Consider the following 22,624-nt stretch of genomic DNA (forward strand, 5'->3'; position numbering starts at 1 on the left):
ATTCCATCGTAGACTTATTCCATGAAAATTACTCGTTTGTTGTGATCAAACCCCGCCTTTAGCATCGGTGGCCATAACCCCTAGCTGGAGCTTTCATGACTGCGCCCATTCCTTCCTTCGCCCACGCCCGCGTCACGCGCGACGAGCGCGGCGTCTACACCCTGCAGATCCACGACGCCAAGAGCCTGAACATCCTGGCGTCGGCCGTCACGCTCAGCCTGACCGAGGCCGCGCGCTGGATCGCGGTGCAGGACGACGCCCGGGCGGTGGTCATCCGCGGCGCGGGCGACAGGGCGTTCGTGGGCGGCGCCAACATCTACGAGATGGCCGAACTGGATCCCCAGGGCGCGCGCGCCTTCATCACGCGGCTGCGCGACCTGTGCGACGCCGTGGCCGCGATTCCGGTGCCCACCATTGCGCGCATCCCGGGCTTCTGCCTGGGGGCGGGCATGGAACTGGCGGCGGCCTGCGACATCCGCCTGGGATCGGCAGATGCCGTATTCGGCATGCCCGAGGTGCGCGTGGGCATTCCGTCCGTGATCCATGCCGTGCTGCTGCCGGCGCTGATCGGCCAGGGCCCGACCAACTGGCTGCTGCTGACCGGCGAGACGGTGGATGCGGCCCAGGCGCTGCAATGGGGCTACCTGGAATTCGTTTGCGAGACGGGCGGCCTGGATGCGCTGGTCGAGCGCACGGTGGCGCCGATCGCCGCCAGCGGGCCGCGCGCGGTGCGTTCGCAGAAGGCGCTGCTGCGCTACTGGAGCGGTTCGACGGTGGAGGCCGGCCTGGACCGCAGTGTGGACGCCTTCGGCGACGCCTTCACCACCGATGAGCCGCGGCGCTACATGGCGCCCTTCCTCGCGCGCAAGCAGCACAAGGAGACCAAGTGATGGCGGGGCCGCTGCACGGGGTGCGCGTCATCGACATGACCTCGGTGGCCATGGGCCCCTATGCCACGCAGATCCTGGCGGACATGGGCGCGGAGGTCGTCAAGGTGGAAGCGCCGGAGGGCGACGTGTTCCGCACCTCGGCGCCGGCTGCGCATGCGGGGATGGGACCCGCCTACCTGAACCTGAACCGCAACAAGTACAGCGTGACGCTGGATGCAAAGACGCCGCAGGACCGGGAGGCGCTGCTGCGCCTGATAGACGGCGCCGACGTGTTCGTCTCCAACGTGCGTCCGGCCGCCCTGGCGCGGCTGGGGCTGGATGCGCAGACGCTGTGCGGGCGCAATGCCCGGCTGATCCATTGCTCGGCGGTGGGCTTCGGGCAGGACGGCCCCTACGCGGCGCGTCCGGCGTTCGACGACATCATCCAGGCGATGAGCGGCCTGGCGGACCTGCAGGGGCGCAACAGCGGGGCGCCCGCGTATGTGAACACCATTCTGGCGGACAAGGTGGCGGGCCTGACGCTGGCCTACGCCATTCCGATGGCGCTGTACGAGCGCGAACGGTCGGGACAGGGCCAGGCGATCGAGGTGCCCATGTTCGAAACCCTGGTTTCCTTCACGCTGGTCGAGCACCTGTCCGGGCACAGCTTCATTCCGCCGCTGGGGCCCATGGGCTACAGCCGGGTGCTGTCGCCGCAGCGGCGGCCCTACCGCACGCGCGACGGCTATCTGGCGCTGCTGCCCTACACCGATGCGCAGTGGCGGCGCTTCTTCGCGCTTGCGCAGCGCGCCGATCTGGCCGCGGATCCGCGCTATGCGGACGCCGCGTCGCGCGCGCGCCATTTCGACGCGCTGTACCAGGACCTTGCGGACATCGTCGCGCAGCAGGGCACGCAAGCATGGCTGGCGCTCCTGGCCGATGCGGATATTCCGCATTCGCACGTCAACACGCCCGAAGCCCTGTTCGACGACCCCCACCTGAAGGCGACCGGATTCTTCCAGCGCGTGGAGCATCCCACCGAGGGACCGCTGACGGCGTGCGGCATTCCGGTGCGCTTTTCCCGCACGCCGGGCGCCATCGGCCGCCAGGCGCCGCGCCAGGGCGCGGATCGCGATATCCTCGAACCTGGGCGCTGAGGCCGGCATGGCCGGCGGCGCCCTCCGGCGACTTCGACCATGAACATCACGCTCAAGCAACTGCGCGTCTTCTGCGCGCTCTATGAACTGCGCAGCTTTACGGCCGCCGCCCGCGCGGCCTTCGTGACCCAGTCGGCGGTCAGCAAGCTGTGCGCCGAACTGGAGGCCGAGGTCGGGCAGCCGCTCTTCGAGCGTTCGACGCGCAGCGTCACGCCGTGCGACGGCGCGGCGGATTTCTACGCCTACGCGCAAGAGATCCTGGGCACCGTGCGCGCCGCCGAACGCAGCATGTCCGGCCTGCGCACCCTGGAGCGGGGCACGGTGGGCGTGGCCACCTCGCCGCTGATGATGGCCGGCCTGCTGGGCGACGTGGTGGCCGGTTATCACCGGGCCCATCCCAGCGTGAAGCTGGACCTTTTCGAACTGACCACCGACGACACGTTCGAGCACGTGCGCAACGGGCGCGCGGACTTCGGCATCGTGTCGGTCGAAACGCCATCCGAGGAAATGGCCACGCGGGTCATCTACCGCGACACGCTGTACGCGGTGTGCGCGCCGCGCCACGCGCTGACGCGCAAGCGTTCCGTATCGTGGGCCGACGTGGCGTCCCACGACCACATCATGCTGCGCAACGTCTACAGCGTGCGCCGCAGCCTGGACCGGGTGGCTGCCGACCTGAATCTGGAGTTCCGCTATCGCATCGAGGCGGGCATGCTGATCTCGGTGCTGAAGCTGGTGGGGGCAGGCCTGGGCATCACCGTGGTTCCCGGCTATGCGTGCGACCTGGCGCGGCAGCTGGGCCTGCGCATCCTGACGATCGACGGCGCGCGCAGGCACGGGCATGAACTCTGGCTGATCCAGCGCCGCAACGCCCGCCTGTCGCTGGCGGCGTCGGCCTTCCTGCAGGCAACCGAAGACTACCTGCGCGAACGTGAGGCCAAGGAGGATTAATCCCGGCCTGGAATGAGTCTATGAAAATTAGTCCCTTGTTGGGATAAGCGGGGCGCGAGCATCATACGGCCATGAATTGAAGAAGGGCCGACCCGCGGCCCCAACAGGAGACAAGCATGACTCGACCGTTCGGCGCGCAGCGCCGCCGCCTGCTGGCCGCCGGCAGCCTTGCATTCTTCAGCGCGCTTGGCGGCGCGCTGCCCGCAGGCGCCGTCCACGCGCAATCCGCCTATCCCGACAAGCCGATCACAATCGTGGTGCCGTTCTCGCCGGGCAGCGCCACCGACACCAGCGCGCGCATCATTGCCGAAAAGCTGGGCCCGCGGCTGAATGTGCCGGTCGTGATCGAGAACAAGCCGGGCGCCTCCGGCACGATCGGGTCGGCGTTCACGGCGCGTGCGCAGCCCGACGGCTACACGCTGATCCTGACCAGCAGTTCGACGCACTCGGCCACGCCGGCGTTGTTCCGCAAGCTGCCGTTCGATCCCACCGGCGATTTCATCCACGTCGTCCGGATCGCCACCATTCCGATGATGCTGGCGGTGCGCGAGGACGCGCCCTACAAGACCCTGCAGGAACTGGTGAAGGCCACGCAGGACAAGCCGCTGAATTACGCCTACGGCTCGCCCACCAGCCAGATCGCCGGCGCCACGTTCAATACGGTGGCCGGCGCCGCCGCCAATGGCGTGCCCTACAAGAGCCAGCCGCCCGCCGTCACCGACCTGCTGGGCGGGCATGTGGATTACCTGTTCGCCGACCTGTCCGTCGTCACGTCCTTCATGCAGGCCGGCAAGTTGCGCGGACTGGCCTATACGGGGCATGAGCGGGCCAAGGAGTTCCCGGGCGTTCCGACGCTGGCCGAGCTGGGCTACAAGAATTTCGACCTGGTGGTGTGGGTCGGGGTTGCCGCGCCCGCCAAGACGCCGGATGCGATCGTGCAGAAACTGAACCAGGAAGTCTCCGCCATCTTGCGCGAGCCCGACGTGCTGCAGCGCTTTGAGTCCCTGGGCATGCAGGTGTCGCCCAACACGCTGGCCGAGCATCAGGCCTTCGCGCAGGCGCAGCGCAAGGTCTGGACGCAGCGCGCGGTGGACGCGAAGATCGAACCGCAATAGCAGGCGGGCGCGGCGCCTTCAGGAACGGCGTGTGCTGATCGGATCGAACCGACAGCACAAGGAGCCACCATGAACGCCGTTGCCAACGAGATGGAAAGCTGTATAGACAGTTGCCTGGCCTGCTACCGACAGTGTGTGAGGACCGCGATGCACCATTGCCTGGAGGCGGGGGGGGAGCACGTCGCGCCTCATCATTTCCGCTTGATGATGGGGTGCGCCGAAATGTGCCGCACCGCGGCGCATGCGATGCTGGTGGGGGTCGAGAACCACAAGGTCATCTGCGGCGCATGTGCCGTTCTTTGCGATGACTGCGCGGCGAGCTGCGATGGGATGGACGGCATGGCCGAATGCGCGCGCACCTGTGGGGACTGCGCCGAGATTTGCGGCAGGATGGCAAGTTGAAGCCGGCCCGCTGTCCGGAGGCAAAGGGCGAGCCGCGGTAGGGACCTCGCGCGAATGCTAGACTGCCCCGTCCAACATTCGTTCCGATCTCCACCATGGCGCTGCATAGCTGGCTCATCTATCTGATCGCGGTCACGGGCCTGTCCATCACGCCTGGTCCCAACACGCTGCTGGCGCTCACGCACGGCGCGCTGCACGGCCATCGCAAGGCCCTGTGCACGATAGCGGGCGGCGCAGTGGGCTTCATCGCCCTGATCGCCTTGTCGATGCTTGGCATCAGCGCGCTGCTCAAGGCCTGGGGGCCGGCGCTGACCGTGCTGAAGTGGGTGGGCGGCGCCTATCTGATATGGCTGGGCATCCAGCTCTGGCGCGCGCCCGGGGTGCAACTGCGCCCGAGTCCCGAGATGCCGCAGCCGCGCCGCGGCCGCATGTTCAGCCAGGGCCTGCTGTCGGCCATCTCCAATCCCAAGGCGCTGCTGTTCTACGGGGCGTTCCTGCCGCAGTTCATTGATCCGGCCCGCAGCCTGTTCATGCAGTTCCTGATCATGGCGGGCACGTTCACGGTGATCGAGTTCCTGGTCGAATACGTGCTGGCGCGCCTGGCGCATCGCGTGCGTCCCTGGCTGGAACGCACGGGGCGCCGCTTCAACAAAGTGTGCGGCGGCCTGTTCGCCGCCATGGGCGCGGCGCTGCCGAATTCCTGACGCGCCCCCTTGCGCCGTTCACTGCACCCGGGTTGGGGTCGCCGCGCGCGAGGTCTGCGCCGGCATGCGCTCGACGCTCAGCGTGTTGGGCTCGCTGGGCGACGGGCGCACGACCACGGCCTGGTTCGGGGTTTGGGCGCCGAGATTGGGCAGATCCGACGGGCGGGCGGCCACCGCGGCGAATGGTCCGCCGCCGCCGGCCGGCACCCCGTCCAGGGTCAGGTTCCCGGCCCATGCGCCGTCGTGGCGCGACAGCACCTGGTAGCGCTGCGGGGTGCCCGCGGCGCGCGCGACGACGTACAACGTGCCGTTGATGAGGTTGATGGCGGGGGGCGAAGCGGCCTCGGCGTCCAGCCGGGACGGCTTGCCGTGCTCGACCAGCCATAGCTGTCCGCCCGCGCGCTCCAGGATCGCGAGCATGACATTGCCCTGGGCGTCGGCACTGATGGCCGGGCGGCCGATATAGGGCACGCCCAGGTCTTCCGGGGCGCTCCAGTCCATGTCCAGATCGGTGGTGTCGCCGGCTTCCACCAGCTTGGTCAGATGGTTGTTGCCGCGCTGGCGGAAGTAGAGCTCGACCCTGTTTTCATGATTGCGGATCGCGGCCAGTCCGCCGGCCGCCTCGGGCGCCGCCACGCGGCGCCAGCCCTGCCATTCGGAGCGCTGGCCTCTGCTGGCCGGCAGCTGGCGGGTGTAGAAGAGTTCGCCCCGGGCGGCGACGGCGAAGACGACGTAGCGGCCATCGGCGCCGCGCGCGGCGGCGGGGGCACCGGTGACGCCTTCAAGCAAAGGCAGGTCCTGCCAGGTGCTCCAGCTGCCGTCGATGCCGGACGGGGCAATCCAGTGGAGCAGGCCGTCATAGCCCAGCGCCACGGCAGCGGCTTCGCCGCGCGGCGCCACGGCCGGGATCTGCGTCACGCGCATGCCGCCCAAGGCCTGCCAGCCTTGCCAGGTGCCGTCATGGCGCTGTTTGTTTGCCCAGACGCCGCCCAGGGGGTCGCGCGCCATCAGGCCGGCCGTGCCGTCGGCGTGGGTGAACGACACCACCGGGCCGGTGGTGCGCCCGCCCAGGCTTTGCCAGCGGCGTTCACCCGAATCCCAGCGGTTGACGGCGGCATTGGTCTCGCCCGCGGCGAACACGACCAGCCCGCCGCGGCCGTCGGGATACAGCTGCGGCGCGATGTCGTGGCGCGAGACGTAGTAGGCGCGCTGCACCCAGGCGGCGGCCGGCCCGGCCGGCTCCTTGCAGCCCGTGGGGCCGGCGCAGTAGTGGTAGTCGTTCCAGGCGTAGTGCTGGAAGATCACCGACTTGCTGGCGATCTCCGTTTCGGTAAGGTTGGTGGCGCGTTCCTGGCTGGGGTAGTCGATATAGCCCGTTTCGGCATAGTTGCCGGGCGCCCTCAGCATGGCCTCGCGCGCCAGCCGGGCGCTGGCGATGTGGTCCGGATGCCCGTGGCCGGCGCAGCGCCAGCAGAGCTGGGTGTAGGGCACCGCGATCGTGTCGTCCAGATGGCGCACGGTGGTGGGGCCGTATTGGCGGATCAGGTCGGCCAGGGTGTCGATCAGCTGCTCGCGCGTGTAGGTTTCGGCGTGCGGACCCAGCGTATCGACGCTTTGCCCCGGTTCGGATTCGGTGCGGCTGAGCGGCGTGAGGCTGCCCCAGCCCTTGCCCAGCCACGGATCCTTCAGGCGCATGTGCCACAGCTGCACGCGCGGATTGTCCTGCAGGGTGAAGCGCGCGATCTGGCGTCCGCCCGCGACGCCGGTGTCTTCTTTCCAGACATCGGGCTTGTGGGCCATGTAGGCGTACGCGGCGCGCACGCCGCGCTCGCGGCCCAGCATGTAGCCGTCGCCTTCGCCGGCATCGCTGGCGGTCAGGTAGATGACGCGCACGCAGCCGCCGGCCTCGATATTCGAGGCGACGTCGGGGTTCATGAACAGCAGGTCGTCATCCAGGTGGGCGACGAAGGCCAGGTCCTTGATGCCGTGGCATTGCGCGAGCGTCGGGGGAGCGGCCAGGGCGGGGGAGGAAATCAGGGCTGCGGCCAGGCAGCAGAGCGCCAGGCGGAAGGGGCGCGGCAGGGCGGAAAAAACGGGCATAAAAAAAGCGCTGCATGACAGAGGGTGCAGCGCGTCTTGAGTGGTAAAGAGTGCGGAAAGTATAGCTGCGGCTTGCCGCCAGTCCGCAATAGGCGCAAGCCCGGGTGTGGTGAACGCCCGACGCTTTTTGTGCGGGATAAACGGGGACGTTTGCGCCGCCCAGGGAATGGCGAAAAGGGGACGCGTAAAGCCGGCCATGTGGAAGAAAAAAGGGACGCCTGATTGCAGGCGTCCCCGGTATTTTCAGCGCGCGGATTCGGTGCTGACCACCAGCTTGCCGGCGCGCGCGGCGCGCGTCCGGCGTTCCAGCATCACGGCCCACAGCCATAGCGGCAGGCTGGCGAGCGCGAGCAGGCTGCCCACCCAGCCGGTCGACGTCCAGCCAAAGCCCGCCGCGATGGCCAGGCCGCCCAGGAAGGGGCCGAGCGCGTTGGCGGTATTGAAGGCGGAGTGGTTCAACGCGGCGGCCAGGCCCTGGGCGTCGCCCGATACGTCCATCAGGCGCGTCTGCAGCACCGTGCCCAGCGCGCCGCCGACGCCGACCAGGAACACGTTCAGCGTGATCAGCCAGACGTTGTGCGCCATCAGCGGGAACAGGGCCAGCACGACCGCCGACCACACCAGCAGCAGGCCGGCCGTGCGCATCACCGCGCGGTCGGCAAATATCGGCACCACCATGTTGCCCACCGTGAGGCCCACGCCGAAGGCGCTGAGCACCAGCGGCACGGTGGCGGGCGACACCTGCGTGACGGCGCTCAGGGTATCGGCCAGATACGTATAGATCGAGAACAGGCCGCCGAAGCCCACGGCGCCGATCGCCAGCGTGATCCAGACCTGTCCCCGGCCCAGCGCGCTCAGTTCGCGCAGCGGACTGGCGTGCGGGTCGGCCGGCGTGTCGGGCGCGTGGAGGTGGACGCTGACCATGGTGAGCACCGCCAGCAGCGAAACCAGGCCGAAACTCCAGCGCCAGCCGATCACCTGGCCCAGCCAGTTGGCCAGCGGCACGCCCACGATCGTGGCGACCGTCAGGCCCAGGAAGACACGGCCCACGGCCACGGTGCGGCGGCTGGCGGGCACCATCGAACTGGCCACCAGCGAGGCGATGCCGAAGTACGCGCCATGCGGCAGGCCGCTGAGGAAGCGGAAGAACAGCATCCAGTGGTAATCGGGCGCGATCGCGCTCAGGCCGTTGCCGATGGCGAACAGGCCCATCAGGGCGACCAGCAGGCGGCGGCGCGGCATCCTGGCGCCCAGCACGGCGAGGATGGGGGCGCCCACCACCACGCCCAGCGCGTAGGCGCTGATCACGTGGCCGGCGGTGGGGGCGTCGATGCCGAGCGACTGCGAGAAATAGGGCAGCAGGCTCATCGTGGCGAACTCGGTGGTTCCGATGGCGAAGCTGCCGATGGCAAGCGCAAGCAGCACCAGGCCGGGCCGGTGCTGGGAGGAGAAGGAGTGGGACATGGATACGACGAAGCGGGGATTGCGGAATGCTGCGATGCAACAGCCGCATTGTAGGGGGCGGAACCTGTCATTTGCATGTCTGTCCGGGATGACGCTTCGGCACGGGCGTGGGCGGGGCCCAATGCGTAGGCCGCGGGCCGTGCGGCGCTTGCTCGTTTACGAATCCTGACAATTCGAGCACCGCAATTTAAGAAACCTTCGATGGTTCGTGCGAAGGCCCGTCTCTACAGTCGTGTTTCCAAAAAAACCCTTATTCAACAATAGGTTGTGGGGCAATTCCTACCCGGTGGCCCTGGCAACGACTGTGCTGCGTGTACGACGCGCGGCGGATACCTGCTTACAAATGAACCACATCTTTATGCTCGTCTGGAATGCCGCCTCCAACACGTGGGTGGCCGTGTCCGAAACCGCTCGTTCGCGCAGCAAGCCCGGTCGGACGCGCCGTGCCGCAACGTCGGCAGTCTTGGTCTTGAGCGGCTTGGGGGCCATGAGCCACGCGCCGTCTGCCCTCGCGGCCGGATCAGGACTCCAGCTCTGCGATCCCACGACCAACACGGGGTCTGCCATTGGCTCGTCAGGCGTGCCAAGCGGGTTGGGTTGTACGGTCACGGGCATGACCTTCTCGTTGAACAATGCTGGCGCTGACAACGGCGGCGCCGGCTTTTCGGCTTCGACTGCGCGCATCACCGGCTATTCCACTGGCGTGTTGGAGTTGAAGGGCACCAGCGGCATTTCGATGCTGAACGACGTCCACATGAACGGCAACAAGATCACGCAGGTCGGCGCCGCCTCGTTGGATCCAACCAGCCAGGAGGCCGTCAATGGCTCGCAGCTGCACGCGACGAACCTGGACGTCGCGGCCCAGGCGTCGGCGATTATCGACGTGGATAGCCGCGTGACGTCCAACACGGCGTCTCTCACCAGCCTCGATGGCCGCGTGACCTCAACCACGTCGTCTATCACGTCGCTGGACAGCCGCGTTACGCAGAACTCGGGCGACATCACCAACCTGACGCAAGCGCTGAACAATGGCGAGTCGGGCCTGGTGCTGCAGGACGCCGTGTCGAAGAACATCACCGTCGCCAAGGACCTGGACGGCTCGCTGGTGGACTTTGCCGGCACGGCCGGCGCGCGCAAGCTGACGGGCGTCGCCGCCGGGACGCTGGATGCGGCCAGCGTGGATGCGGTGAATGGCTCGCAGCTATATTCCACGAACCAGGGCGTCTTGGCCAATACGTCGGCCATCACCGGCCTGGATACTCGCGTGACGTCCAACACCACCTCCATCACCAGCCTCGATGGCCGCGTGACGTCGAACACCTCGTCGATCACGGCGCTGGACACCCGCGTCACGCAGTCCGCGGGCGACATCACCAACCTGACGCAGGCGCTGAACAACGGCGAAGCGGGCCTGGTGCGCCAGGATCCCGTGTCCAAGACCATCACGGTGGCCAAGGACCTGGACGGTTCGCTGGTCGACCTGACCGGCACGGTCGGCGCGCGCAAGCTGACCGGCGTCGCCGCCGGGACGCTGGACGTGGCCAGCCTGGATGCCGTCAATGGCGCGCAGCTGTACACGACGAACCAGAACGTCGCGGCCAACGCGTCGGCGATCACCGGCCTGGATACCCGCGTGACCCAGTCCGCCGGCGACATCACCAACCTGACGCAGGCGCTGAACAATGGCGAATCGGGCCTGGTGCGCCAGGATGCCGTGTCCAAGACCATCACGGTCGCCAAGGACCTGGACGGCTCGCTGGTCGACCTGACCGGCACGGCCGGCGCGCGCAAGCTGACCGGCGTCGCCGCGGGCACGCTGGACGCGGCCAGCGTGGATGCGGTCAACGGCTCGCAGCTTTATTCCACGAATCAGAGCGTCTTGGCCAACACGTCGGCGATCACCGGCCTGGATACCCGCGTAACCACCAACACCACCTCCATCACCAGCCTCGATGGCCGCGTGACGACGAACACCTCGTCGATCACCGCGCTGGACAGCCGCGTGACGCAGAACTCGGGCGACATCACCAACCTGACGCAGGCGCTGAACAATGGCGAATCGGGCCTGGTGCGCCAGGATCCCGTGTCCAAGACCATCACGCTGGCCAAGGGCCTGGACGGCACGCTTGTCGACGTGACCGGCACAGCCGGCGCGCGCAAGCTGACGGGCGTCGCCGCCGGCTCGGTGGACGCCACCAGCCTGGATGCGGTGAACGGGTCGCAACTCTATGCCACCAACCAGAACGTGCTGGCCAACACCACGGCGCTGAACACGCTGGATGGGCTGGTCGCGCAGAACACGACGAACCTGAACAACCTGACGGCCAGCCTCACCAGTGGTGAGCTGGGCCTGGTCAAGCAGGACGTGACGACGCGCGCGCTGACCGTCGGCAAGGATCAGGACGGCAATCTGGTCGACATCACCGGCACAGCCGGCGCGCGCCAGTTGAACGGCGTGGCGGATGGCGTGGTCGCCGCGGGCAGCCTGCATGCCGTCAACGGCGGACAGCTCTACCGCGTGAGCGACTCGGTCGCCAGCGCGATGGGCGGCGGCGCCTTCGTCAATGCGGACGGGTCGATTGCCGCGCCGTCGTATAGCGTGGGCGGCACGGTATACCGTTCGGTCGGCGCTGCCGTGACCGGCCTGGACAGCCGGGTGAACCAGATGCAGACGGCTGTCGACAACGTGGCGGCGCAAGTGAGCAGCGGTGCGATGGGCCTGGTCAAGGAAGAGTCCGGCACTGGTGAGATTTCCATTGCCGCGGACAAAGGCGGCACCGTGATCGACATGGGTGGCACGGAAGGCGCTCGCAAGGTCACGGGCGTGGCCAACGGCGTCATCTCGGCCGATAGCACCGACGCCGTGAACGGCAGCCAAATTTACGCCCTGACGGAGAAGGTTGGTGAAATGAGCGCCGCCAATTCTTACGTCAAGGTCGACGGCGCCGGCGACGGCAGCGATGCGGCGGTGGCGGGCGCGGGCACCAAGGCTGTGGCGATCGGTTCCAACGCCTCGGCGTCGGCGGCCAACAGCGTGGCGCTGGGCGCCGGTTCGGTGGCCGATCGCGCGAACTCGGTGTCCGTGGGCGCCAAGGGCGCCGAGCGCCAGGTGACCCGCGTGGCGGCCGGCACGCAAAAGACTGACGCCGTGAACGTGGGTCAACTGGATCCGGTGGTGGCCAGCCTGGGCGGCGGCGCGCGCATCGACGCGTCGACCGGCGTGGTGACGGGGCCGTCGTATCAGGTGGACGGCCAAACCTACAACACGGTGGGCGATGCGCTGGGTTCGCTGGACAGCGGCGTGCAGCAAAACCGCCAGGGCCTGAACCGCCTGGACAGCCGCCTGGACCAGACCAACAAGGCGCTGGACAACGTGGCGCGCAATGCCTATTCCGGCATCGCCGCGACCACGGCGCTGACCATGATTCCCGATGTGGACCCGGGCAAGCGGTTCGCGCTGGGCATGGGCGCCTCCACCTATCGCGGTTATCAGGCCGTGGCGCTGGGCGCGTCGGCGCGCGTGAACGACCGCGTCAAGCTGAAGGCGGGCGTGGGTATTGCCTCGGGCGGCGCCACCGCTGGCATCGGCGCGTCGATGCAGTGGTAATGCGCTAACGCCAAACAGGCGCCAGACACGCGCCTGCAGCAGCCCAACGCCCTTGGCGTCCCATCCTTCGAGATGGGCGGCAAGGGCGTTTGCGGTTGAGGAACGCAGGAAGGTGCGTTCGAATTTTTTCGAAAACCGACATGTGAGCCTGTCATTTAAGAAACCTTTGATTTTTCTCATCAGGTTCCTTCCCTACAGTCTCGACTGCCAAAACCCTTTCCAACCCTAGATTACGGGGCATGCCTTACCAGGTAGCCCTGGCAACGACTGTGCTGCGTGTACGACGCGCGGCGGATGCCTGCTTACAAATGAACCACATCTTTATGCTTGTCTGGAATACCGCCTCCAACACGTGGGTGGCCGTGTCCGAAACCGCTCGTTCCCATGCCAAGCCCGGTCGGGCGCGCCGTGCCGCAACGTCGGCGGTCTTGGTGTTGAGTGGCTTGGGGGCCATGAGCCACGCGCCGTCTGCCCTCGCGGCCGGATCAGGACTCCAGCTCTGCGATTCGACGACAAATACGGGGTCTTCCATAGGCTCGTCAGGCGCACCGACCGCGTTGAGTTGTACGACGGCGGGCATGTCCTTCTCGTTGAACAACGCTGGCAATGACACCGGCGGCGCTGGCTTCTCGACTTCGACCGCGCGCATCTCCGGCTATTCCTCTGGCGTGTTGGAGTTGAAGGGAACCAGCGGCATTTCGATGCTGAACGACGTCCACATGAACGGCAACAAGATCACGCAGGTCGGCGCGGGCGGCGTAACCGCGATCAGCCAGGATGCCATCAACGGCTCGCAGCTGTACACGACGAACCAGAATGTGTTGGCCAACACCTCGGCGATCACCGGCCTGGATACCCGCGTGACGTCCAACACCACTTCCATTACCAGTCTCGATGGCCGCGTGACCTCGAACACGTCCTCGATCACCGCGATGGACAGCCGCGTGACGCAGAACTCGGGCGACATCACCAACCTGACGCAGGCGCTGAACGCTGGCGAGTCGGGCCTGGTGCTGCAGGACGCCGTGTCGAAGACCATCACGGTCGCCAAGGACCTGGACGGCTCGCTGGTGGACTTTGCCGGCACGGCCGGTGCGCGCAAGCTGACCGGCGTCGCCGCGGGCACGCTGGATGCGGCCAGCGTGGATGCGGTCAACGGTTCGCAGCTTTATTCCACGAATCAGAGCGTCCTGGCCAACACGTCGGCGATCACCGGCCTGGATACCCGCGTGACGTCCAACACCACCTCCATCACCAGCCTCGACGGCCGCGTGACGTCGAACACCTCGTCCATCACGGCGCTGGACACTCGCGTCACCCAGTCCGCGGGCGACATCACCAACCTGACGCAGGCGCTGAACAGCGGCGAGTCGGGCCTGGTGCGCCAGGATCCCGTGTCCAAGACCATCACGGTGGCCAAGGACCTGGACGGTTCGCTGGTCGACCTGACCGGCACGGTCGGCGCGCGCAAGCTGACCGGCGTCGCCGCCGGGACGCTGGACGTGGCCAGCCTGGATGCCGTCAATGGCGCGCAGCTGTACACGACGAACCAGAACGTCGCGGCCAACGCGTCGGCGATCACCGGCCTGGATACCCGCGTGACCCAGTCCGCCGGCGACATCACCAACCTGACGCAGGCGCTGAACAATGGCGAATCGGGGCTGGTGCGCCAGGATGCCGTGTCCAAGACCATCACGGTCGCCAAGGACCTGGACGGCTCGCTGGTGGACTTTGCCGGCACGGCCGGCGCGCGCAAGCTGACGGGCGTCGCCACGGGCACGCTGGACGCGGCCAGCGTGGATGCCGTCAACGGCGCGCAGTTGTACTCGACGAACCAGAACGTTGCCGCCAACACGTCGGCAATCACGGGCCTGGATACCCGCGTGACGTCCAACACCACCTCCATTACCAGCCTCGATGGCCGCGTGACGTCGAACACCTCGTCGATCACGGCGCTGGATACTCGCGTGACCCAATCGGCGGGTGACATCTCCAACCTGACGCAGGCGCTGAACAACGGCGAATCCGGCCTGGTGCGTCAGGATGCCGTGTCCAAGACTGTTACGGTCGCCAAGGATCTGGACGGCTCGCTGGTGGACGTTGCCGGCACGGCTGGTGCGCGCAAGCTGACGGGCGTCGCCGCCGGCACGCTGGACGCCACCAGCCTGGATGCGGTCAATGGCTCCCAGCTCTATGCCACCAACCAGAACGTGCTGGCCAACACGACGGCGCTGAACACGCTGGATGGGCTGGTCGCGCAGAACACGACGAACCTGAACAACCTGACGGCCAGCCTCACCAGCGGTGAGCTGGGCCTGGTCAAGCAGGACGCGACGACGCGCGCGCTGACCGTCGGCAAGGATCAGGACGGCAATCTGGTTGACATCACCGGCAGAGCCGGCGCGCGCCAGTTGAACGGCGTGGCGGATGGCGTGGTCGCGGCGGGCAGCCTGCATGCCGTCAACGGCGGACAGCTCTACCGCGTGAGCGATTCCGTCGCCAGCGCGCTCGGCGGCGGCGCCTTCGTCAATGCGGACGGGTCGATTGCCGCGCCGTCGTATAGCGTGGGCGGCACGGTGTACCGTTCGGTTGGCGCTGCCGTGACGGGCCTGGACAACCGGGTGACCCAGATGCAGACGACGGTGGACAGCGTCACGGCGCAGATCACCAGTGGCCAGATGGGGATGGTCAAGGAAGATGCCACGAGCGGAACCATTTCCGTCGCTTCCGACAGGGGCGGCACCACGATCGACATGGCGGGCACGGAAGGCGCCCGCAAGGTGACCGGCGTGGCCAACGGCGTCATCTCGGCCGATAGCACGGACGCCGTGAACGGCAGCCAGATCTACGCCCTGACGCAGCAGGTCGGTGAAATGAGCGCCGCCAGTGCTTACGTCAAGGCCGACGGCGCCAGCGACGGCAGCGACGCGGCGGTGGCGGGTGCGGGCACCAAGGCTGTGGCGATCGGTTCGAACGCCTCGGCGTCGGCGACCAACAGCGTGGCGCTGGGCGCCGGTTCGGTGGCCGATCGCGCGAACTCGGTGTCCGTGGGCGCCAAGGGCGCCGAGCGCCAGGTGACCAACGTGGCGGCGGGCACGCAGAAGTCCGACGCCGTGAACGTGGGCCAACTGGATCCGGTGGTCGCCAGCCTGGGCGGCGGCGCGCGCATCGACGCGTCGACCGGCGCGGTGACCGGCCCGACGTATCAGGTGGATGGGCAGACCTACAGCACGGTGGGCGATGCGCTGGGTTCGCTGGACAGCGGCGTGCAGCAAAACCGCGAGGGCCTGAACCGCCTGGACAGCCGCCTGGACCAGACCAACAAGGCGCTGGACAACGTGGCGCGCAATGCCTACTCGGGCATCGCCGCGAGCACGGCGCTGACCATGATTCCCGAAGTCGACACGGGCAAGAAGTTCGCGTTGGGCATGGGCGCCTCGACCTACCGTGGCTACCAGGCCGTGGCGCTGGGCGCGTCCGCGCGCGTGAATGACCGCGTCAAGCTGAAGGCGGGCGTGGGCATTGCCTCGGGCGGCGCGACGGCCGGCATCGGCGCCTCGATGCAGTGGTGATGCGATAGCGTCGAACTGGCGCACCCGAAAGGCCGAATGCCCTTGCCGTGCCGTCCGCAGCGATGGTCGGCAAGGGCGTTTTCCTTGGGCGCTTGCCGCGTCGCTCGGCCCAAGCCTGCGCGCCCCCCGCGGACCGTGGTATCTCCCCTGCGAAGCGCCGTTCTTGAGGGCATCACACCGTGACGACGTTCAGCCCCCCGTTGGCCAGGCTTTCCGGATTGGCGCCCGACACGAACAGCCGGAAATCATTGTGCGCAAAGTTGCCGATGATCTTGGCTTGCGTGGCGATCAGCGCGCCGGCGTCGCCGTTGGTGAGCAGGTTGTTGCCGGTCACGGCGGCGTCGAACGCCGGGAAGTGGCTGTAGGCCTCCAGCGCGTTGTCCGCGGCGCGCAGGCAGCGCCAGGCGGCGAATTCGCCGCCGGTCTGGATGATGGTCAGCATGGCGCGCGCGGCTTCCGCGCCCAGCCGCATGCTGGAGAGTTGATTGCACTGCAGCGTCAGCGTGCCGTCGCCCGTGGGCACCATCTTGCCGGTGCGGATGCCGCCGCCTAGCAGCTTGAGCTGGTCCGTCGTCAGCTCGGGAAAGTCGCCCGATTCCGCGAAGAGGGCGATGCCGCCGCGCAGGCGGTTGTCGCGCACGGTGGTGTCGGCGTCGTTGTCCAGCAGCGCCAGGGCGCACGACAGGGGATCGGCCAGCAGGGCGGCGGCAAGCAGGCCGATCGTGGCGCGCAGCCGGTTCTGCTGCGGCGCTTCCCGCCCCAGTTGCGTGGCCAGGGACGCCAGCGCGGCCTGGATGCGGGGACTCAGCGTCAGCACGTTGCCGGCCGTGCCGGCACGCAGCAGGCTGGCGATCTCGGTGGTCATCGCCTTGCGCGCATCCATCGGTTGGCGCGCGAGCGCCAGCGCGGCCCGATCGTCATCGTCGTCCAGCTGGGACTCCGGCGCCAGCGCCGCTTTCAAGGCGGCGAGCGTCGGCGCGCGGCTGAAGAGAAAGTCTTGGCGCTCGGCCGTGCCTCGTCCCGCCGCAAGCAGCCGGCAGCCCTCGATGTGCACGCGCCGGCTGCCCCCGATGCGAACCAGGCTTGCTCCCGGACCCGCCGGACCCACGCAATCGACGCGCGAGAGCCGCAGGTCGGCGCATTGGGAAAAGGCCAGGGAACCGGGCTGGCCGCGCCGCGAGATCATCAGGTCGGCGAGGGACACGGACGCGAAGCTGTCCAGGCCGAAGCTGCGCTCCTCCAGCATCAGGCGGCTGGCCGGTCCGCAGCCGTGCAGCATCAGCCGCACGCGCGGTCCCTTGATGACGAGATCGTCGTCCAGCTTGTGTTCGCCGGGCGTGAGGCACAGGCAGATGTCGAGCCGGTCCTGGCCGATCAGCGTGCGCAGCGCCTTGTCCAGCGTCGGGAAGTCGCCGGCCGGGCCGACCGTGACGCAGCAGCCGCCACCGTGCGTGCGCCGGCACAAGGCGTCCAGCGCCTGCTGCACCGTGTACGCCTGTTCGGCCAGCAGGTCGGCGCAGCCGCTCGGGTCGTAGCCGACCTCGGACGCCAGCGCGAGGCTGGCGGTGTAGCGCAGGGGCAGGTAGCGGTCCGCCGCCGGCTGGCCCGCCACGAGCAACTGGGCGGTCGCGCGCTGCACGGGCCGGCTGGCGTCGCAGGCCAGCGACCACGCGATCGACGCGACGCCGTCCGGGCCGGTGGGCACGTCCTGTGTCGCCGTGCCGTTGGGCAGGCGGCCCGCGTCCACGCTGAAGCGCACCATCGCGTTGGCCACCGGATGGCTGCCGTTGGCCACGCCCGCGCGCAGATCGGCGGGCAGCGGCACGACGTCGGGCGTCATGGCGGGGTTGGGCTTGACGCTTTGGCCGTCGCCGCCCGCGTAGTAGAGCTGCGTCAGTTCGGTTAGCGCGGGAAAGAGCGGACGGCAGTCGCTGACGGCGGTCCAGGCGCCGCCCTGCCAGCGCAGCAGGGCCAGCCGCGCGAAGGCGCGCAGCACGCCGGCCGGGGTGCTGAAGGCCGGCTTGCCGTCAGGCGCCTGCGGCCATTCGATCGAGGCCGTGGCGGTGCGGGCGGGGATCAGCCAGTAGTCGCCCACGCGCAGCCGCCCGGGCGAAAACTTGATCTCGATGCCATCCTGCTCCAGTTCGACCCAGCCCGCATTGGGGCTGTTGACGGGCGCGGGCGTGATTTCGGCGACGCCGTCCCAGCGGCGCACGCGCGGGTTCGCCGGAAAGCGCGGCTCATCCAGCGGGTGGCCGATCAGCGTGGCGGGATCGATCGTGACCGTGTTGCCGTCGGTGCGCACCACCTGGGCCAGCGGACCGGGCTGGCCCAGCAGTTCATGCGTGTCGTCCAGGAACTCGACCCAGCAGCCGGCGGTGATGGCCAGCACGTCGTCGCGGCCGATGCTGGCGACCTCGAATTCATTGGCCACGGGGTCGTCCAGCCAGCGCACCACGCGCGACAGGATGCTGCCGTTCTCGCGGGACCACTTGTAGCGCGCCTTGCCCGCGCCCGCCCCGTCCTGGTGGATCTCGATGCGGTAGAGATGGTTTTCCAGCAGGCGGTAGCCGGCGTCGGGCGGCAGCTGGCACGGCGTCTTGGGCGGCACGCTGGCTTCGGCGCGCGCGGCCATGCGCGCGTCCGGCGGCGCCGTCAGCGCGTCCCACGCGGGCAGGGCCGACAGGCAGGTGAGGGCGGCGTCGGGCGCGCCCACCTGCATCAGCTTCACCTGCCAGACCGTCTTCTCGCGGGTCGCCGTGTCGGGGCCGCCCAGCGCGACCTCGCGCATGCTGGTGTCGCCCGGCGCGAGGTCCAGCGTGCACAGGTGGCGCTGCCAGGCCTCCAGATAGGCCAGGTACATGCCCTCGGGCGGCGGCGCCGCCTGTCCGCCCGAGCCGAAGACGACGACGCCGTCGATGTCGGCGGGCGTGAGGCCGGGCGGCGGCAGCGGCAAGGCGGATGCGCCGGCGGGCAGCACGGGCGAGGCAGTCGCCGGCAGATCAGGCTGGCGCGCCACGCTGGCGGGCTGCGGGTTTTCGCAGAGCAGGCCGTCCACGTAAAGACGGCCGGCGGACAGCGACAGGTCCTTGCCCGCGGGCGCCAACGCGAAGCCCGGCGCGGACAGGGGCACGCCGACGGGTCCCACGGTGTCCGCCGTCTCGGTTTCGATGCGGCGGTTCAGGATGTCCTGCTGCTCGTTCCAGTCCGCGTCCATCTGCACGCGGCCCTGTTGCATGCGGACGGCCCGGTAGCGCCGGGCGGGATCGAAGGTGAGGCGGCTGAGATCGGCTTTCATGGTGTTGTTCCCGAAGACAGGTGGCTCAGTTCACGGGGATCATTCCCGCTTCGAGTCCGAAGCGCAGATACTCGTCCAGGGCCAGTGCGAGGTTGGCCTCGCGCTGGGCTTGCAGCAGGAAATTCCAGGCGCCGATCTCGGCGCCGTTGTCCGCGCCTTCGCGGATCTCGGGCGCGCAACCGCGCGCCAGCTGGCCATAGGCCGGCGCGCCGAATTCTGTCGACGTAAACGACGGGGCGACGCGCGCCGCGGCCCGTTTGGCGGCTGCGGCGCCGAGGTCCTGCGTGGCCAGGTCCGGCTGGCAGCGATAGCGCCGCGGCGTGACGGACGGCAGCGGCACATGGCAATAGCGCACGCAGCCTTCCTGCCTGCGGTTGATGGCGAGCGGTGCGCCGAACAGCGTGTTGGACGCGTCGAGCCGGCCTGCGGCCACGCGTCCGAACAGCGTGCTGCCCACGACGCGCAGGGCACTGTCGTCCACGTCGACCGCGGCCGGGGCGACGCCCTGGGCGTCGATCAGGCAGCCGTCGATGTCCACCGAGGCGAGCGGCCCTGCGCTGCGCACCGGACCGCAGATGCAGCGGCGCAGCGTCAGTTCGAGTTCGGGCGCGGCGCCCGTGTGGCGCACGCCGCCGCGCGCGGGGACCAGCGTGCAGTGGCGCAATGCCGCGGCGCGCAGCGCGCCTTCCAGCCGCAGGCGGCCGTCCAGCAGCAGGCCGTCGAGCAGCACGCGGGTGCTGGCGTTTCCGCGTAGCCGCCAGTCGCCCAGGAACACCGGCCGCCGCCGCGGCGCGGCCTCGATCGCCAGGTGGGTGTCGGGCAGGTCCAGGTCGGGCGCGATGGCTTCGGACCCGTCGTGGTCGACGATGATGCGCGCGCGCTGCCCCGGCAGCACGGCGGCCAGCGCCGCGGCCAGCGTCGGGGTCGCGACGGAAGGCACGCGCAGCAGGACGTCGAAGGCATCGGGCGGCGTCGCGGCCGGTTCGTCGTCGGCGCCCGCGCTCCGGTCGTACGGGCCCGCGCCGATATCGCCCGGAAAGCCGTAGGCATAGCGGACCTGGACGGATGCGGCCACGGCGCCCGCCGGCAGGGCGATGCGCCCGCGCCGGGGGTCCAGCCCGACCAGCAGGCCGCCCGCGGCGGGAAAGCTGCGGTCGGGGCGTCCGGGCTTCCCGGACTTGACCAGCAGCGCCGCGTCGGGGCGGCGCCATGCCTCGGGCGCAACGCCCGGGATCGGCGCGAGGTCGCAGATGACCAGATGTTCGGCGGGCACGGGCTGGCCGTCCACCCAGACTTGCAGGACGGGGCCGGGTCCGTCATCGGCGAACCAGCCTTGGGGCGGCGCGTCGCCGTCGGTCAGGGCCTGGCGGCGCGCCTCCAGTTCCGCGTGCAGGTCACGCCACGACAGGGGCTCGGGGACGTTGATGGGGTCAGCCAGGTGGTCGATGTCCGTCTCGGTGCGCGGCCGGTTGAACAGGGGCTGGTCCCGGCCCAGCGGATCGACGGTGTAGAAGCCGTCGAGCGTCGTGGCGGGCGCGGCGTCGCCGCGCTGCACGGTGTATGACTGCAGCCGCCACAGGAAAAGCGCGACGTTGGGCAGGTTGTAGCGGCCGGCCGGCAGCGCGCGCACGTCCGCCGTGTGCAGCTCGGCGCCGAACGGTCCGCCCGTGCGCTCCATCGCGCGGGCGCGGCGCAGGTCGGGCGTGCGCAGGGCGTGGGGGCGCGGATGGTTCACATGCTGCGTGGTGGCCACGCGCTCGAAGCATTCCGAGACGCGGCTGGGCCAGCCGGTGGCGTTGGCGGCCAGTTCTTCGAGTACCAGCGCGGTGCCCTTGCGCCGGCGCAGCCGCAGGGTGTTGGCCACCAGGGCGCGTGGAGAGAACCCGCCGCCGACGGGGTAGAGCGCGCGCACGCCCAGCAGGTCGCCCAGGTAGGGCACCACCCATTCGTCGCAGGTTTCGATGAACCAGTTGTCGTAGAGGCGGTCCACGTCCGCGTCCACCAGCGCGCCCTGGCGCGCCAGCACGTCGAGCAGCGCGCGCAGCGGACCGCCGGCGGCGGCGTCCCGTTCCTGGTAGAAGGCCGGCAGCAGCGCCAGCAGGGCATCGGCGTCAAGGCGTCTGGTCATGTGCGCTCCGACAGCAGAACGTTGGCGGGATCGGGGCGCAGCAGTTCGGCGGGCTGCAGGCTGCCCTGCTGCCAGCGGGCGCTGCGTGCGGGCAGGGTGGCGTCGGGCCCATTGCTGCGGCGCGCCGCGACGCCGTCCAGCCCCGCGTCGAGCACCAGCGCGTCCAGGTCCACCCACAGCACCCCCGGCACGCCCTGCAGCGCGGCCAGCACTTCGGCGCCGTGCACCGGCTGGCCGAAGGCGCGCGCGGCAAAGCCGAACGCGTCCAGGATCCGGGCGCGCGCCGCCTGCAGCACCTTGGGCGGTTCGTACCGGGCGTCGATGCCCAGTCCGGCCCGCAGGCCGAAATCCAGGTAGCGGCAGGGGGCGACCCGCAGCGGCTGATAGGGCGGCCGCGCCGCATCGATGGCCGCCAGCAAGTTGCGGTAAAGCTCGCCGGCGGGATCCAGGGCCGCGCCGTCTTCGCCGGCCACGGTCAGGTGCACCATTCTTTGCTCGCCGTCCCACAGCCATACCGCCTGCGCCTTGCCGATGCCGGTGAATGCGGCCGCGTAGTCCTCGAAGTCGCGCAGCGAGACGATGCGGTCCAGCGTGCGCACGCGCAGCGGCGCGTTGCGGCGGGCGGCATCGCCGACCTCGGGATCGGCGCCGCCGGTCGCGGCCCCCGGGTTGGTTACCGCCTTGACGCCCGGCGCGCGCGTGAGCAGCACGCTGAGCTGGCCGGGCGCGACGTTGCCTTCGCGTCCCAGCCCGACGCGGTAGCGCGCCTCCACGTTGCCCGATCCGGAGGGCAGGCGCGCGCCATGCTCGCCGTCGCCGAACTGCACCGTGGCGCCGCCGCTGTCGTCCAGGCGCAGCAGATAGGCGCGCTCGTCCGGCGCCAGCGCCGTGATGCGCGGCGCCTGGGTCCACAGCAGGCCGTCCACCCGCAGCTCCAGCGTGCTGGCCGCGCCGCTGGCCGTGGGCGCGGGCACGAAGGTCAGCGGCTTTTGCTGCAGCGTGAAGCGCTGGAACGCGCGGTTGCCGGCGCCGCTGCCCAGCACCTCGGGCTGGATGCGCATCTGCCTGCTGTCGCCGTGGCTGGCGGGCGCGACGTTGGCGTTGATCCGCACCGTGGCGGGCAGGTAGGCATGGGCCAGGTCGGCGTCCACGCGCAGGGTGGTGCGCCCGCCGGCGCTGTCGTTGCGCTGGATGCGCACGATATCGCTGGCCTCGGCCAGGCTGGCCGTGAATCGCGCGCCGTCCTCGAATTCCAGC

General features: G+C 69.3%; 13 protein-coding genes and 2 pseudogenes. 10 read left to right on the plus strand and 5 right to left on the minus strand.

Annotated features, from left to right (window positions below):
• The first annotated feature begins 95 nt into the window (after positions 1–95).
• The 6 genes from ABE485_RS19755 to ABE485_RS19780 all read left to right on the plus strand — a co-directional run bounded on the left by ABE485_RS19755 (position 96) and on the right by ABE485_RS19780 (position 5,198).
• On the plus strand, positions 96–890 hold the full coding sequence (locus ABE485_RS19755) for an enoyl-CoA hydratase (RefSeq protein WP_346516962.1): 795 nt from the start codon (positions 96–98) through the stop codon (positions 888–890).
• The gene (locus ABE485_RS19760; protein ID WP_346516963.1) at positions 890–2,026 is read left to right on the plus strand and encodes a CaiB/BaiF CoA transferase family protein; all 1,137 of its coding nucleotides are present in this window, start codon (positions 890–892) and stop codon (positions 2,024–2,026) included. Before ABE485_RS19755 ends, ABE485_RS19760 begins: the two co-directional genes overlap by 1 nt.
• Before the next feature lie 39 nt (positions 2,027–2,065).
• Entirely contained in the window at positions 2,066–2,977 is a 912-nt protein-coding gene (locus tag ABE485_RS19765) for a LysR family transcriptional regulator (protein ID WP_346516964.1), read from the plus strand.
• A gap of 116 nt (positions 2,978–3,093) precedes the next feature.
• Positions 3,094–4,092, plus strand: coding sequence for a Bug family tripartite tricarboxylate transporter substrate binding protein (locus ABE485_RS19770; RefSeq protein WP_346516965.1), 999 nt, complete (start codon positions 3,094–3,096; stop codon positions 4,090–4,092).
• 69 nt (positions 4,093–4,161) lie between these two features.
• On the plus strand, positions 4,162–4,494 hold the full coding sequence (locus tag ABE485_RS19775) for a four-helix bundle copper-binding protein (protein ID WP_346516966.1): 333 nt from the start codon (positions 4,162–4,164) through the stop codon (positions 4,492–4,494).
• Between the two features lie 95 nt (positions 4,495–4,589).
• On the plus strand, positions 4,590–5,198 hold the full coding sequence (locus ABE485_RS19780) for a LysE family translocator (protein ID WP_346516967.1): 609 nt from the start codon (positions 4,590–4,592) through the stop codon (positions 5,196–5,198).
• A gap of 18 nt (positions 5,199–5,216) precedes the next feature.
• Here ABE485_RS19780 and ABE485_RS19785 read toward each other — a convergent pair whose 3' ends face one another.
• Together ABE485_RS19785 and ABE485_RS19790 are read right to left on the minus strand one after the other, a co-directional pair.
• On the minus strand, positions 5,217–7,298 hold the full coding sequence (locus tag ABE485_RS19785) for a PIG-L family deacetylase (RefSeq protein ID WP_346516968.1): 2,082 nt from the start codon (positions 7,296–7,298) through the stop codon (positions 5,217–5,219).
• 243 nt (positions 7,299–7,541) lie between these two features.
• Positions 7,542–8,762, minus strand: coding sequence for an MFS transporter (locus tag ABE485_RS19790; RefSeq protein WP_346516969.1), 1,221 nt, complete (start codon positions 8,760–8,762; stop codon positions 7,542–7,544).
• 343 nt (positions 8,763–9,105) lie between these two features.
• Between ABE485_RS19790 and ABE485_RS31250 the strand changes: the two are divergent.
• The 4 genes and pseudogenes from ABE485_RS31250 to ABE485_RS19800 all read left to right on the plus strand — a co-directional run.
• Positions 9,106–9,234: pseudogene (locus ABE485_RS31250) on the plus strand (ESPR domain-containing protein); the annotation flags it as partial.
• A 141-nt stretch (positions 9,235–9,375) separates the two neighbouring features.
• Complete coding sequence (locus ABE485_RS19795; RefSeq protein ID WP_346516970.1) at positions 9,376–12,369, plus strand: YadA family autotransporter adhesin; 2,994 nt, start codon at positions 9,376–9,378, stop codon at positions 12,367–12,369.
• Positions 12,370–12,677: 308 nt separating this feature from the next.
• A pseudogene (locus ABE485_RS31255) lies at positions 12,678–12,806 on the plus strand (ESPR domain-containing protein); the annotation flags it as partial.
• A 141-nt stretch (positions 12,807–12,947) separates the two neighbouring features.
• A complete protein-coding gene (locus ABE485_RS19800) occupies positions 12,948–15,941 on the plus strand; it encodes a YadA family autotransporter adhesin (RefSeq protein WP_346516971.1) in 2,994 nt (997 codons plus the stop codon).
• A gap of 172 nt (positions 15,942–16,113) precedes the next feature.
• Here the strand turns inward: ABE485_RS19800 and ABE485_RS19805 are convergent, their stop codons facing one another.
• The 3 genes from ABE485_RS19805 to ABE485_RS19815 all read right to left on the minus strand — a co-directional run.
• Positions 16,114–19,239, minus strand: coding sequence for a DUF6519 domain-containing protein (locus ABE485_RS19805; RefSeq protein WP_346516972.1), 3,126 nt, complete (start codon positions 19,237–19,239; stop codon positions 16,114–16,116).
• 25 nt (positions 19,240–19,264) lie between these two features.
• Positions 19,265–21,367 carry a phage tail protein gene (locus tag ABE485_RS19810; protein ID WP_346516973.1) on the minus strand — a complete coding sequence of 701 codons (2,103 nt, stop codon included), beginning with the start codon at positions 21,365–21,367 and terminating at the stop codon, positions 19,265–19,267.
• A partial coding sequence (locus tag ABE485_RS19815; RefSeq protein WP_346516974.1) for a putative baseplate assembly protein occupies positions 21,364–22,624 on the minus strand: 1,261 nt, incomplete at its 5' end. The genes ABE485_RS19810 and ABE485_RS19815, both read right to left, overlap by 4 nt.

Origin of the sequence: Achromobacter spanius (assembly GCF_039673305.1) — a bacterium.
In the GTDB taxonomy this organism is placed as follows: domain Bacteria; phylum Pseudomonadota; class Gammaproteobacteria; order Burkholderiales; family Burkholderiaceae_B; genus Achromobacter; species Achromobacter spanius_F.

Excerpts from the sequence above, each read along its gene's own strand:
- ABE485_RS19770 (WP_346516965.1), top strand. The coding sequence starts at position 3,094 with ATGACTCGACCGTTCGGCGCGCAGCGCCGCCGCCTGCTGGCCGCCGGC.
- ABE485_RS19775 (WP_346516966.1), top strand. The coding sequence starts at position 4,162 with ATGAACGCCGTTGCCAACGAGATGGAAAGCTGTATAGACAGTTGCCTG.
- ABE485_RS19755 (WP_346516962.1), top strand. The coding sequence starts at position 96 with ATGACTGCGCCCATTCCTTCCTTCGCCCACGCCCGCGTCACGCGCGAC.
- ABE485_RS19765 (WP_346516964.1), top strand. The coding sequence starts at position 2,066 with ATGAACATCACGCTCAAGCAACTGCGCGTCTTCTGCGCGCTCTATGAA.
- ABE485_RS19795 (WP_346516970.1), top strand. The coding sequence starts at position 9,376 with ATGACCTTCTCGTTGAACAATGCTGGCGCTGACAACGGCGGCGCCGGC.
- ABE485_RS19800 (WP_346516971.1), top strand. The coding sequence starts at position 12,948 with ATGTCCTTCTCGTTGAACAACGCTGGCAATGACACCGGCGGCGCTGGC.
- ABE485_RS19805 (WP_346516972.1), bottom strand. The coding sequence starts at position 19,239 with ATGAAAGCCGATCTCAGCCGCCTCACCTTCGATCCCGCCCGGCGCTAC.
- ABE485_RS19785 (WP_346516968.1), bottom strand. The coding sequence starts at position 7,298 with ATGCCCGTTTTTTCCGCCCTGCCGCGCCCCTTCCGCCTGGCGCTCTGC.
- ABE485_RS19810 (WP_346516973.1), bottom strand. The coding sequence starts at position 21,367 with ATGACCAGACGCCTTGACGCCGATGCCCTGCTGGCGCTGCTGCCGGCC.
- ABE485_RS19790 (WP_346516969.1), bottom strand. The coding sequence starts at position 8,762 with ATGTCCCACTCCTTCTCCTCCCAGCACCGGCCCGGCCTGGTGCTGCTT.
- ABE485_RS19760 (WP_346516963.1), top strand. The coding sequence starts at position 890 with ATGGCGGGGCCGCTGCACGGGGTGCGCGTCATCGACATGACCTCGGTG.
- ABE485_RS19780 (WP_346516967.1), top strand. The coding sequence starts at position 4,590 with ATGGCGCTGCATAGCTGGCTCATCTATCTGATCGCGGTCACGGGCCTG.